The 12,573-nt window shown below is 74.0% G+C and carries 10 protein-coding genes; 1 reads left to right on the forward strand and 9 read right to left on the reverse strand.

Going from position 1 to position 12,573, the window contains the following annotated elements:
* Positions 1–274 precede the first annotated feature (274 nt).
* Entirely contained in the window at positions 275–1,438 is a 1,164-nt protein-coding gene (locus OUQ99_RS30110) for a carboxylate-amine ligase (RefSeq protein ID WP_267947133.1), read from the forward strand.
* A gap of 40 nt (positions 1,439–1,478) precedes the next feature.
* Here OUQ99_RS30110 and OUQ99_RS30115 read toward each other — a convergent pair whose 3' ends face one another.
* The 9 genes from OUQ99_RS30115 to putP form a co-directional block, all read right to left on the reverse strand.
* On the reverse strand, positions 1,479–2,486 hold the full coding sequence (locus OUQ99_RS30115) for a carbohydrate kinase family protein (protein WP_267947134.1): 1,008 nt from the start codon (positions 2,484–2,486) through the stop codon (positions 1,479–1,481).
* Positions 2,483–3,793 (reverse strand): AGE family epimerase/isomerase, encoded by a 1,311-nt coding sequence (locus tag OUQ99_RS30120; RefSeq protein ID WP_267947135.1) that lies wholly within the window; start codon positions 3,791–3,793, stop codon positions 2,483–2,485. Before OUQ99_RS30120 ends, OUQ99_RS30115 begins: the two co-directional genes overlap by 4 nt.
* A gap of 308 nt (positions 3,794–4,101) precedes the next feature.
* Positions 4,102–4,950 carry an alpha/beta fold hydrolase gene (locus tag OUQ99_RS30125; protein ID WP_267947136.1) on the reverse strand — a complete coding sequence of 283 codons (849 nt, stop codon included), beginning with the start codon at positions 4,948–4,950 and terminating at the stop codon, positions 4,102–4,104.
* A gap of 248 nt (positions 4,951–5,198) precedes the next feature.
* On the reverse strand, positions 5,199–6,539 hold the full coding sequence (locus tag OUQ99_RS30130) for an acyltransferase family protein (RefSeq protein WP_267947137.1): 1,341 nt from the start codon (positions 6,537–6,539) through the stop codon (positions 5,199–5,201).
* A 620-nt stretch (positions 6,540–7,159) separates the two neighbouring features.
* Positions 7,160–7,996, reverse strand: a complete 837-nt coding sequence (gene nadE, locus OUQ99_RS30140) for an ammonia-dependent NAD(+) synthetase (protein ID WP_267947138.1) — start codon at positions 7,994–7,996, stop codon at positions 7,160–7,162.
* A gap of 162 nt (positions 7,997–8,158) precedes the next feature.
* Entirely contained in the window at positions 8,159–8,743 is a 585-nt protein-coding gene (locus OUQ99_RS30145) for a putative glycolipid-binding domain-containing protein (RefSeq protein WP_267947139.1), read from the reverse strand.
* A gap of 598 nt (positions 8,744–9,341) precedes the next feature.
* The gene (locus OUQ99_RS30150; RefSeq protein ID WP_267947140.1) at positions 9,342–9,956 is read right to left on the reverse strand and encodes a hypothetical protein; all 615 of its coding nucleotides are present in this window, start codon (positions 9,954–9,956) and stop codon (positions 9,342–9,344) included.
* A 67-nt stretch (positions 9,957–10,023) separates the two neighbouring features.
* Entirely contained in the window at positions 10,024–10,335 is a 312-nt protein-coding gene (locus OUQ99_RS31615) for a L,D-transpeptidase (protein WP_346660223.1), read from the reverse strand.
* Positions 10,336–10,804: 469 nt separating this feature from the next.
* Positions 10,805–12,373: a sodium/proline symporter PutP gene (gene putP / locus OUQ99_RS30160; protein ID WP_267950565.1), complete on the reverse strand. Its 1,569-nt coding sequence runs from the start codon at positions 12,371–12,373 to the stop codon at positions 10,805–10,807.
* Between the last annotated feature and the right edge of the window lie 200 nt (positions 12,374–12,573).

Here is a 12,573-nt window from a genome sequence, read left to right on the forward strand (position 1 = left end):
CCGGGGGTGCCCCAGCACCCACCTGCGTTTCCACACCCCCGGAAGAGTGACGTCTCTCACTCCGCACGGCGGTCCGGAGCCCCGTCGGGGATTCACCGACTCCAGGGGCGGTTATAAATCCGTAACGCGCGCGCAACGCCACACCCGCGATCCCGACAAAGAGGACAAACGAATCAACGGATAGCTCTTTGTCTTCTTCGGGACACTGTCGCGGCCGCCCTGCACGGGATATCCAGTCCGGGACACCCCCGGACAGCAGGAGGGACCGACGCCCATGGAGAACCGCTCCACGACAGCACACGGCCAGTGGTTACCGGCATCCACCCACACCCGCACCACCGCGAGAAGTCCCACGTTCGGTGTCGAGGAGGAGTTCTTCGTCGTCGATCCGCGCACCCGCCGGATCCTCTCCCGGGCGCCCGAGCTCCTGTCCCGCGCCCGCATGCCGGACGAACGCCTGTCCGGGGAGTTCAGCCGCGTCCAGGTCGAGGCCAACAGCCCTGTGTGCGAGACCGCCGACGACGCCCTGCGGTTCCTCCGCGCGGCCCGCGGCGAACTGGCGCGCTCCGCCGACGAGGCCGGGCTCGCCGTGGCGGCCACGGGCACCGCCGTCATCGGCGACACCTCGGCCGCCCTCGTGAGCGACGGCCCCCGCTACGCCGACATCGCCGCGCACGCGGGAGCACTGCGCACCTCCCACATCGTGTGCGGTTGCCACGTGCACGTGGGCATCCCCGACCGCGAGACCGCCGTGGCGGTGAGCGACCACCTGCGGCGCTGGCTCCCCTTCCTGGTGGCACTGTCCGCGAACTCGCCCTTCCACGCGGGGGTCGACACCGGCTACGCGAGCTGGCGGTCCATCACCTGGAACCGGCTGCCCTCCGCCGGGCCGCCCCCCATGCTGCGCTCACTGGCCGAGCACGAGCGGGCGGTGCGGGCGCTGTCCTCCGCCGGAGCGATCCTGGACAGGCACATGGTCTACTGGGACGTCCGCCTGTCCGACCACCTGCCCACCCTGGAGATCCGGGTGGGGGACGTGGCCGCGACCGCCGAGGAGGCGCTGCTGTTCGCCGTCCTCGCCCGCGGCCTGGCCACCCGCGCGCTCGCCGACGTCCACCACGGCAGGCCCGCGCCGGAGATCACCGACCAGACCCTGCGCGCCGCCATGTGGCGCGCCGCCCGGGACGGCCTGGAGGGCAGCGTCCCCGACCCGCTCACCGGCGAGTGCCTGCCGGGGGCCTACGCCCTCGAACGGCTGTGGAACGCGGCGCTCCCCGGCCTGAGCGCCAACGGCGACGCCGACCTGGTGTCGGCGCTGCTCGACCGGGCCCGGGAGGCCGGGACGGGGGCGGCCCGCCAGCGCTCCGCTTACGCCCGGCGGGGGTACCTCACCGACGTGGTCGACCACGTCGTCCGCGGGACGCGCGAGGGCCTCTGACCCCGGCGCGGGGCCGCCGGACGTCCGGCGGCCCCGCTGTTCAGACGGCGTCCCCCGCGGGGTCCGCCAGGTCCGCGAGGACCGGCGGGTCGGCGCCCTCACGGGTCACCGTGACCGCGGCGGCGGACGCCGCGAACCGCAGCATCTCCTCCAGGTCCCCCCGGGTCGTCCCCGCCAGACGGGCCCGGGGGCCGTCGCCCAGCAGGTCGCGGCGGTCCAGCCAGGTCAGCAGCGCTCCCATGAACGAGTCGCCCGCGCCGACCGTGTCCACCACCTCGACCTCGGGCGCCTCGACCGCCGCCTCCACACCGTGGGAGACCGCGAGGGCCCCCTCGCCGCCGAGGGTCGCCACGACCAGCGACGGGCCGAGGGCGGCGAGGGCGAGGGCCGCCCGCGACGGCGACAGGTCCGGGTACAGGAACGCCAGGTCCTCGTCGCTGGCCTTGACCACGTGCGCCTGCGCACAGTGCCGCAGGGCCAGGGCGCGCGCGGTCGCCGGGTCGCCGATGACGTCCGGCCGGATGTTGGGGTCCAGGGTGAGCGTCACCCGCCCCCTCCCGTGCTCGCGGCGCAGCAGCGACTCGATCCGGGAGGCCCCCGGCTCGCGGAACAGGGCGATCGACGCGGCGTGCAGGGCGCGCACCTGCGGCTCCAGCTCCTCCGGGAGTTCGCCCGCGCGCCAGTGCCAGTCGGCGGCGTCGTCCATGCGGAAGTCGTAGCGGGCCGACCCGTCCGGACCGAGCGAGGCGAGGGCCAGGGCCGACGGCTCCTCCGCCGCCAGGAGGCCGGCGGGGTCCAGGCCCTCGCCGAGCAGCCGCTCACGGATCATCGCGCCGAAGCCGTCCGAGCCGATCCGGGCGAGCAGGCGGGTCGGGGTGCCGAGCCGGGCCGCCGCGACGGCCGTGTTGGCGGGACCCCCTCCCGGTGAGGCACGCAGCACGCCGGCGCCGTGGCCGGTGGGCAGCAGGTCCATGACGTTCTCACCGATCACGACGAGGCGCGCGGGTGCGCCCGACGCCCTCGTGCCGTCCGTGCTTCGCGCGGTCACTCGTCTCCTCCGGGGGCCGGGGCGGACGTCGCGGGGAGCGCGTCCGCGAGGGAGGTCGACAACCCGATCTGGGGCAGAAGGGTCGCCTGGTAGGCGTGGTAGACGTCGGGCTTGCCCGCCCAGACGCTTCCCGCCGGCCGGTTGGCCGGATCGAGTTCGTGGTGCCAGCTGCCGTGCTCGCCGTCCAGGTGGAACCTGGCTGCGTAGTCCCACCAGCGGTCGTAGAGGAGGGTGTACTCGCCGTCGCCCGTGTGCCGGGCCAGCGCCCAGGCGGCCATCGTCGCCTCGGCCACCACCCAGTGCATGCGCTCGCGCACGACCGGGCCGTCCTGCCAGTCGAGGGTGTAGACGAAACCGTCCTCGCCGTCGACCCCCCACCCGCGCCGGACGGCGTGGGAGAACAGGCTCCGGGCGTCGGGGGTCAGCCAGTCGGGGACGTCCTCGCCCGCCCGGGTGAGCGCGATCTCCAGGTGGACCAGCAGCCGCGCCCATTCGAGCAGGTGGCCGGTGGTGCTCCCGAAGGGGCGGAAGGGGTGGTCCGGCCGGTCCCGGTTGTAGTCCGGGACGGGCTCCCAGCCGGGGGTGAAGTGCTCGGGCAGGCGCCAGTCGTGGGCGGCGGCCACACCGTGGACCAGCCGCTCCGCGACGGCGAGCGCGCGCCGCGTCCAGAGGGTGTCGCCGGTGGCGTCGGCGGCGGCGAGGAACGCCTCGACGCAGTGCATGTTGCTGTTGGCGCCCCGGTACTCCTCGGTGGCCTTCCACCCGGCGTCCCAGCTCTCCCGGACGGCCCCCGCCGACTCCTCCCAGAAGCGGGCGTCCATGACCCGCAGCGCCTCGTCGAGCAGGTCGCGGGCGCCGGGGCGGCCCGCGGCGGTGGCGGTGGAGGCCGCCAGGACCACGAACGCGTGCTCGTAGGCGGACTTGCGCGGGAGGTCGGCCCCCGGCTCCCCGCCCTCTGCGTGGGAGCGCTCCCGGGACGCGTCCCCGGCAGGGCGCCCCTCCGGAACCCGGTCGAACCACCCGCCCAGCTCCCCGTCGCGCAGCGGCCCGTTCGCGAGTGCGGCCACCCCGTGGTCGGCGAGCCGGCCGGCGTCCGCGTCACCGCGGAGGTGGGCCAGGGAGAACACGTGCGTCATCCGCGCGGTGATCCAGGTGGCGACCGGCCGGTCCCGCTCCACCCCGCCGCGCGCGTCCAACCAGCCGAAGCCGTCGGGCACCGCGGAGCCCGCGGCGAAGGCGCACAGCCTCCGCTCCTCCTCCCGCAGCCACTCGGGATGCCCCGGGGCACGGTGTGTCGATGCTGTCAATCCACTGCCTCCTCGTCGGTACGCCGGACCACGCTATCCCGCGAGGTCGACGCGGCGGTAGCCCAGGGCCCGGCGAACCGGGCCCCGGTCGCGCGCCGCCGGGACGGCCCCGGCGCGAACGCGCGCGGAGCGCCGGGCCCCCGGTACCCCCGGGGTCCGGTGTGCCGGGGACCGACCGGACGGGCGGGACTCCGGGCGCTCCGTCCGGACGGGCGGGGTCCCCCTGGCGGCTGCCGCCGGGGCCGGACGGACGGGCGGCGCGGACGGCGGATCCGGCTCCCGGGACCGCCCTCCGCCGGGGGCTCCGCTCACCGGCCGGCGGACGGCGGAAGGGCTCGCCCGCGGGCGGCCCGCCGGCCCCCCAGGTCGGCCGAGCGGCAGGTCCAGCGGATGTGCTCGGCGACCGTGACGGGGTCGTCGGCCATGGGGATGTGCCCGCTGCCGATCAGGGAGACCATGCGCGCGTTCGGCACCCGCTCGTGGGCGTGCACCGCGCTGGACGGCAGCAGGGTCCGGTCGCGGTCCCCCCAGGCGATGGTCACGGGACAGTCGATGGGCCGCGCCTCGAAGTGGTACTCGGCGATGCGCGGGACCATCCGCACGTAGGGGGCTCCCGGTTCGAGCCCCTGCACACTGAAGCGGGTGGCCTTGGCCTCGGGCGAGGAGGGGTCGCCCCGCAGGGCGATCCGCGCGGCGGCCCGGGCGGGCGCGGTGTTGGCGAGGCGCTCCTTGACCGGCGTCGGGATCCGGGTCGCCAGGTCGGCGGCGACGCCTACCGCGCGCATCCCCCACCGGGCGAGGCTGTCCGAGAACCCTGCCGGGGAGAACACCGTCACCGACCCCGCCAGCCCACGGGCCCCCAGTTCCAGGGCGATCGATCCCCCGAGGGAGTTCCCGGCCAGGTGCGGGCGCTCCCAACCGTGCAGTTCGCAGAGGGCGCGGACGTCCTCGGTCATGCTCAGGACGTCGTAGGGCTCGTCGGCCCCCGGCGCGGGGGTCGAGCCGAAGCCGGGCAGGTCCACACAGATGACCTGGTAGTCCCGGGCGAGCCGGGTCATGACGACCTTCCAGCTCTGGCGCCGGTCGCCCAGGCCGTGGAGCAGCACCAGCGGGCGACCGCGCCCGCGCCGTTCGAAGGCGATGCGTGTCGGGTCCATGCTGTCCGGTCTACCCGCTCCGGCGCGTCGCCACCACCGGGCCCGGGGGGCGCCGGAGGGGCGCGCCGGACGCCTGCGCGGCGCGGGCCGTGGGGGGCGGGGACGGACCGCCCCGACACCACCGGGCCCGGGGCGGGGCGCCGGACGGTCGGATGGGCGGGGAACGGGACCGGACCCGCGTCCCCTTCGACGACGGCGGCCCCGGTCCCCGCGCGGGGACCGGGGCCGCGCCGGAGGGGCGCAGGACGTCAGACCCGTACGGGCGCCCGCGTCAGCATCAGGCCCGACAGGACCGCCAGCAGCCCGAGCAGGGGCGCCAGGCCCACGCCCAGGCCCGACACCGTCAGTATCAGCATCCCGCCGCCGATCAGCGCGGCCGCGACCAGGACCCGCAGCATGCCGGGGGAGCCGCTCAGCGCCTTCGGCGGGTTCTCGAACCGCACCGCCCAGTGCGCCAGCGGCGCGATCATCGGCAGCAGGACCGCCAGGCCCAGCACGCCCCACAGCAGCCACGTGCCCGTCAGCGGCGCCGGGGTGTCGATCCCCAGGCCGAACACCAGGACCCCCGCGACCACGCTGACCGGGATCATGTGCCACAGGTAGACCGTCATCAGCTGCGGGCAGACCCGGTCCAGCATCCGCGCGGGCCCGGGGCGGTCCGACCACGCGCTGATCCTCTCCCGCAGCAGCACCGCGACGCCGATCTGGAGGACGCCCAGGGAGCCGAGCACCAGGGTCGGCGGGGACACGTTCGAGGTCTCGGCGGCGAACACGCCCGTCATGTTCACCGAGTACGGCCCGAACAGCACCAGGGCCAGCGCGGCGACGCCGCCGCCCACGGCCATCATCGCCGCGTAGCGGAGGCGGATCGCCCCCGTCGCGTAGCGGAAGCCGAGCTGGTGGATGCCCAGCCACACGAACGCGATGTTCAGGTACCCGACCCAGTCCGCACCGGTCCCGTACCGGACGGCGTCGACGGCGACCGCGCCGGCGAGCAGCGCCGCCGGCACCCACCACCCGAACCTCTCCTGCGCGGCGAACAGCACCGGGGTCGCCACCACGACCAGCACGTACACCGCCAGGAACCACAGGACCATGCCCGCCGCGCCCGAGCCCACCAGGACCGACTCCGCGGGGGCGCCGCTCAGCACCAGCAGGTGGGAGGCGGTGATCCACACGATCGCGAGCGGCACCACGGGCCAGGCGAGGCGGCGCAGTCTGCGCGCGTACCAGGTCGAGGCCGGGACCCCCTTGTCCGAGGCCGAGCGCCAGCTGATGAGGTTCGCGGCCCCGCCGACGAAGAAGATCAGCGGCATGACCTGGACGACCCACGTGAGGGCGAAGCCGCCCTCGGTCTCCAGGACGCTTCCCGCCTCCAGGACGCCCTGGTCCTGGGCCAGGACCGGGAGCCACCAGTGCTGCATGACCACGAGGGCCATGACGAGGAGCCTGATGACGTCGAGAAACCTGTCACGCCCCGCTCCGGGCCGGGGGACCCGCTGGTCGGCGGCGGGTGAGGCCGCGTGGACGGTGCCGGGCGGGGGCGCGGACAGCAAGCCCCCGCCCTCGTTCTCGACGGTCACGGTCATGTCGCTCCTAGGTCTTCCCGTGCACGGACCCCCTGGGCATAGCGTGTTCCCAGTGGTCGGAGTCGACCGGGATCAGGGGGTGGCAACGCGTTCTCCAACGCGCCCTACGGCGGGCCCGCGTCGGTGTCGGCAGATCGGTGACGCGCGTTGTTACGACCTTAGGCGGAACAGGCGGGTGGTCGCGATGGATCTGACGCCCCTTTTGAACCGGCGGTTCGCACTCCCCGAAAAGGTGGTGCCCGCACCACCGCGCGGGAGCGCCCGGCAGGGTAGTGGAGCCCGGACGGGAGGGACCGCGTCCGACGGCCGCTCGCGGCGATCGGCGCGGGCGCCAGACCACCGGGAGCACCCGCGGCCCGGGCGTACCGACCCGAGAGGCCGGGGACACGGGAAGCTGGAGGGCCGGCGAGGGCGGTGTGGAACCGGTGGTGGTCGTCGTGGTGCGGCCACCCCGTGAACGCCTCAGCGTGTCCGGCCCCGCTGGTGCGGGGGCGGGCGTCGGCGTGGGCGGCGTGGGGCGTCGAGGGCCTTCCGGCCCGGTGTGGACGGCGACGTCCACACCGGCGCCGGAGGCCCTCTTCGCCTGCGACGGGAGGGGCGGGTGTCACCGACCTCCGTGGTCAGCGCCCCTGGGGAGCGGTGGGCAGCGCGCGCTTGTGTGCGGTGGCGCGGTACCGGTCGACCAGCGTGGTCTCCACGTGCTCGGGCACCGGCAGCCCCTCCAGGAAGTCGTCGATCTGGTCGTAGGTCAGACCGAGCGCCTCCTCGTCCGGCTTCTGCGGCGACAGGGTCTCCAGGTCGGCGGTGGGGACCTTCGACACCAGGTCGTCCGGGGCGCCGAGCTCCGCGGCGACCGCGCGCACCCGGCGCTTGGTCAGACCGGTCAGCGGGACGACGTCCACGCCGCCGTCGCCGTACTTGGTGAAGAACCCCGTGACGGCCTCGGCCGCGTGGTCGGTGCCGATCACCAGGCCGCGCAGGCCGCCGGCGACGGCATACTGGGCGATCATCCTCTGCCTTGCCTTGACGTTGCCCAGGACGAAGTCCTCGGAGGCCTCGGTGTAGGCGAGCCCGGACTCGGCGAGGGAGGCCGCCATGGCGTCGCTGGCGGGCTTGACGTCCACGGTGAGGCAGCGGTCCGGCGCGGTGAGGTCGACGGCGCGCGCGGCGTCCTCCTCGTCCTTCTGCGCGCCGTAGGGGAGGCGCATGGCGACGTACTCGGCGGTGTGCCCGGCCTCCCGAGCACGGTCCACGGCCAGGCGGCACAGAAGACCGGCCGTCAGCGAGTCGACGCCGCCGCTGATGCCCAGGACGAGGGCGGTGGCGCCGGTGGTGGCCAGCAGTTCGGAGAGGAAGGTCACGCGCCGTTCGATCTCGGCGCGCACGTCGAAGTCCTCGGGCACGTCCAGGTCGAGGATGATCTCGCGGCGGGCCCGGCTCAGCTCGATGTCGGTCACAGCTCTCCCCCGTGGGTCTCGTGCGTGTTCCCGCCGATTATCGCGCGCGGGGCGGCGGGCCGCGCAGCCGGGGCCTCGCCGACCGCGGAAGGAACCGGCCCCGGGCCGCCGCGATCGCGGCGGAGGACCGGGGCGGGGAGGGCCTGCGGGAGCCGCGCGGGCTCAGTCGTCCGCGCGCAGCCGCCGGGCGAAGCGCTCGTAGTCGACCACCACGCCGTGCCCGTCCACCGAGAGGCGGTACTCGCCGTGCAGGGGGTCCCGGTAGGTGTAGCGCTCCAGTCCCCCCTCGGCCGCGTGGCGCGTGTAGCGCTGCCGGACCCGGCGCACACGCAGGGAGGGGATGTCGATCCAGACGACCTGGATGTCCCGGTACTCGCCGGGCCGCAGGCCCAGCCTGCGGATCGGGAGGGTGTTGGTCAGCGGTGTGGCGGCGACGTCCACGTCCAGGCAGCCGACCAGGCCGGGGAGGGGGTTCCCCTTGTCGTCGAACCAGTGGCCGCCCTGGGCGGCGAGGGCGACCGCGGCCGTGCCCCGGCTGCTCACGACCTCGGTGCGCACCTCCCGGGTCGCCCAGGCGAGGTCGGTGCGGACGGTGAAGCGGGTGAAGAACCGCTCCTCGCCCTCGACCACGGTCTCCCCCGCCTCCAGGCGGTAGCCGTCGGGCTCGGGGAGGAGTGTGCCCAGACCGAGCCCCTCGGGGACGTCGGTCCGAGCCCATGCGGCTGGATGTTCCGTCGGTGACGACATGTCACCGTTCTACCGCTCTCCGGGTCCGGTGCGCCAGGCAGGGCGGGCCCGCACCGCTCCCGGACGCTGTTGGTCGATTCGGGTTCCTGAGCGCTTCTCCCCGTCGAGCTACTGCTCGACGGGGAGAAGCGCTGCGAAGTGACCGGTACGAGTGCGAGCTCGGGGCGTGCTGGTCGGAGGAGCATCGATACGGACAAGGTTGATCGCAACACCGATCAGCTGGTGCTGGAGGCCGGCCTCGGCCGGACCCCGGTAACGGGATCTGCTTTCCTCGGCCGGGGAACAGGTCCGAGAACGCCTTGTCGCCGAACAAGGGCCCGAGTTCGTCCCGGATCCGAATCGCCAAGCTGTTTCTACCGAACGCGGCTCGTGCCACCCGCACAGTCCCGGTGGGGATCTGACCCGGTTCCTCCGGCTGCATCGACACGCGCGCCCATCCGCAACGACAACGCCGTTCTCCGCGACCGGGGTCGCGGAGAACGGCGTTGGGTGAGACCCGAACCGAGAATCGACCAACAGCGTCCGTGCGCGGCGGGCCCCGCCGCCGCGGTGTCACCCCGTGCTCGCCACGGGGTGACACCGGTCGTGGATCAGCTGGTCAGTCGATGTAGGTCGGGTACGCGGGCACGGCGACGGGCGCGGGCTCCGGCTGGCCCGGGTCCTCGCACAGCTCGGCCTCCGCAACCGGCAGCTCGACGGGCGCCTCCGCAACCGGCAGCCCGGAGGGGTCCGTCGGGCACTCGGCCGGGGCGGGGACCGCAGTGGGGTAACCGGGGATCGCCGAGGGGTAGTCGGGGACCGCCGAGGGGTAGTCGGGGACCGCAATGGGATAACCGGGGATCGCCGAGGGGTAGCCGGGGACCGCGGAGGGGTCCGTCGGGCACTCGGCCGGGGCGGGGACCGCAGTGGGGTAACCGGGGATCGCCGAGGGGTAGTCGGGGATCGCGGAGGGGTAGTCGGGGATCGCGGAGGGGTAGTCAGGGGTCGCGGTGGGGTAGCCGGGGACCGCGGAGGGGTCCGTCGGGCACTCGGCCGGGGCGGGGACCGCAGTGGGGTAACCGGGGATCGCCGAGGGGTAGTCGGGGATCGCGGAGGGGTAGTCAGGGGTCGCGGTGGGGTAGCCGGGGACCGCGTCGTCGGCCCAGGCAGGGGATCCGCCGAACAGGGCGGCGGCCGCGAAACCGGCGACGATCAGGTAGTGCTTCAGACGCATGGCAGTCCTCGTGTGTGGTTCATGTGAGCGGGATATCGTCCCGCGCCGCGATCCGGAGACGGTCGGCTCACGCGGAGATCTCGACCGGGGTGCCGATCGGCAGGTTCTCGGCCATCAAGGTGATGTCCTCGTCGAAGCCACGGACGCACCCGTGGCTGACCTGGCGGCCCAGCGCGTCCTCGTCGCCGGCGCCGTGCACCGCGAGCCGTCCGGGGCCGTCCGCGAACGTCTCCAACGTCTCGGAGAACCCGCTCAGGCCGAAGGCGTAGACCCCGTAGGGCCCCTCCGGATCCGGCGGCTGGAGCAGCTCGGTGGAATAGTAGCGGCCCTCGGGAGCGGGAATCTCGCCCTCCCCCGCGCCGATCACACCGGTGCGCACCCCCTCGTCCCCGTCGAAGACGGTGAACTCGAAGTCGCCGGTCGACCTCCACGCGGTACGCCGTGGAGGTCGGCCACACCTCTTCGCTCCTCACCCGGCCCGTGCCGCCGTTCGGACGGACCGGCAGCAGCACCTGAAGCCACTCGCCCTCGTTGCGTCCGACGGGGAACGCCCGCTCCACCCCGAAGTCGTTCGGACTCGTGAGGGTGTGCAACATCTCCCCGCCACCGGGCCCGGCGCGGACATCGGCCCCGTCGTCGAGGACCCTCGCGATCTCCCCACCCTCGACGCCGTTGGCGGCGGTGTCGACGGGCGCCTCCTCCGACGCCGGTTCGTCGGCCGGGCGAAGCCCCTGCGCGGGGACGACCGGCGACCGGGCACGCGACCCGTGCACGCGCAGCGGGCACAAGGCCGGGGCACCCGGAGAGGGCCCTCCGCACCGGGGTGCGGCCCCGGCGCGGAGGGGGGGTCAGACCCCGGCGGCCTTCTCGGCCCCGGGGCCGGACCCGGCCGCGCGGAGTTCGGCCTCGACCCGGTCGAAGTCCTCCTCCATCTGCGTGCTGACCTTCGCCAGTCCGTTGAACACGAAGATCGCGACGAGGCTGAGGGCGACGGCGGGAACCATCGCGTACAGGCCGATGCCGAGGTAGGCGGTGTCGACGACGTCCCAGAGGATCGCGGTGACGCCGCCCGCGATCATCCCCGCGAGCGCCCCGGCCCAGGTCATCCTCTTCCAGAAAACGGAGAGCACGAGGATCGGTCCGAAGCCGGCGCCGAAACCGGCCCACGCGTAGCCGACCAGGTCCATCACCGACTGGTTGCCCCACAGCGCGATCGCCGCGGCGGCCAGGGCGACGACCACGACGGTGACGCGGCTGATCCACAGCAGCGCCCTCGGGTCGGCGTCCCTGTTCACGAAGGCCTTGTAGCCGTCCTCGGTGAGCGCGGACGCCGCGACCAGCAGCTGCGAGTCGGCCGTGCTCATGACGGCGGCGAGGATGGCGGCGAGCAGGAGTCCGGCGACCAGCGGGTGGCTCAGCGACTCGATGAGGAGCGGGAAGACCTGCTCGGGGTTGCCGAGGGGGGTGTCGAAGTAGGCGATGCCGATGAAGCCGATCGCCACGGCCATGGCCATGGCGCTGACCGCCCAGGTGACGCTGATGACGGCGGCCTTCGGGATGTCCCTGACCGACCGGATGCCCATGTAGCGGGAGAGGATGTGGGGCTGTCCGAAGTAGCCCAGGCCCCAGGCCAGCCCGGAGAGGATGACGACCCAGCCGAGGGTCTCCGTGGAGGCCCACCGGCCGAGGTCGGCGTCGAGGGAGACCCCGCCGACGGCGGACAGGAGGCCGTCGCTCCTGGCGGACACGCCTTCGGCCAGGCCGCCGAGACCGCCGAGCGCGGTGACCGCCATGACGGGGACCACCAGCAGCGCCAGCCACATCATCGCGGCCTGCACGACGTCGGTGTAGGAGACCGCGAGGAAGCCGCCGAGGACGGTGTAGAGCACCACGATGCCGACGCCGATGGCGATGCCGGGGGCCGGGGAGAGGCCGAAGACCTGGTCGAACAGGGCCGCCATGGCGACCAGGCCGGAGGCGACGTAGAAGAAGTAGAAGACGATGATGAGGATCGCCGAGACCCCGCGCAGCAGGCGGGTGGGGTCGTTGAAGCGGTTCTCCAGGAACGAGGAGAGCGTCAGCGAGTCGGAGTCGCCGCCCGCGCGGGCGTCGGTGACCCGCTCCGTGTACACCCGGAGCCGGGGGGCGAGGAGGATCCAGCTCCCCGCGAAACCGCAGGCCAGGCCCACGGCGATCCACGCCTCCCCCAGGCCGGAGACGTAGATGGCGCCCGGCAGGCCGAGCAGCAGCCATCCGCTGAAGTCGCTGGCGTTGGCGCTCAGGGCGGCCACCCAGCTGTTGAGCTGGCGGCCCCCGAGCACGAAGTCGGACTGCGAGACGGTCCGCTTGTAGGCCCAGAGGCCGATGGCGACCATGCCGGCGAGGTAGACCGCGAAGGTTCCGATCGACCAGAGCATCGATTCGCTCAAGACCGGCTCCTCCCTTCCCTTGCGCGCGCAACTGATGCCCTTACGCGCTGTTTACGGACATTGCTCGCGATCACTACCCCTTGTTCCACGGGTCACAACGGTTGTGCGGTGAACCACACCGCTTCGAGACCGCGCCGAGTCCTCGGGGGGCGCCGTTTGTCCGTGCGGCCATGCGGGACGCCCGCGGT

It is taken from the genome of Streptomonospora nanhaiensis (assembly GCF_026642255.1).
GTDB lineage: Bacteria > Actinomycetota > Actinomycetes > Streptosporangiales > Streptosporangiaceae > Nocardiopsis > Nocardiopsis tropica.

Excerpts from the sequence above, each read along its gene's own strand:
- OUQ99_RS30110 (WP_267947133.1), top strand. The coding sequence starts at position 275 with ATGGAGAACCGCTCCACGACAGCACACGGCCAGTGGTTACCGGCATCC.
- OUQ99_RS30125 (WP_267947136.1), bottom strand. The coding sequence starts at position 4,950 with ATGGACCCGACACGCATCGCCTTCGAACGGCGCGGGCGCGGTCGCCCG.
- OUQ99_RS30130 (WP_267947137.1), bottom strand. The coding sequence starts at position 6,539 with ATGACCGTGACCGTCGAGAACGAGGGCGGGGGCTTGCTGTCCGCGCCC.
- OUQ99_RS30145 (WP_267947139.1), bottom strand. The coding sequence starts at position 8,743 with ATGTCGTCACCGACGGAACATCCAGCCGCATGGGCTCGGACCGACGTC.
- OUQ99_RS30150 (WP_267947140.1), bottom strand. The coding sequence starts at position 9,956 with ATGCGTCTGAAGCACTACCTGATCGTCGCCGGTTTCGCGGCCGCCGCC.
- putP (WP_267950565.1), bottom strand. The coding sequence starts at position 12,373 with ATGCTCTGGTCGATCGGAACCTTCGCGGTCTACCTCGCCGGCATGGTC.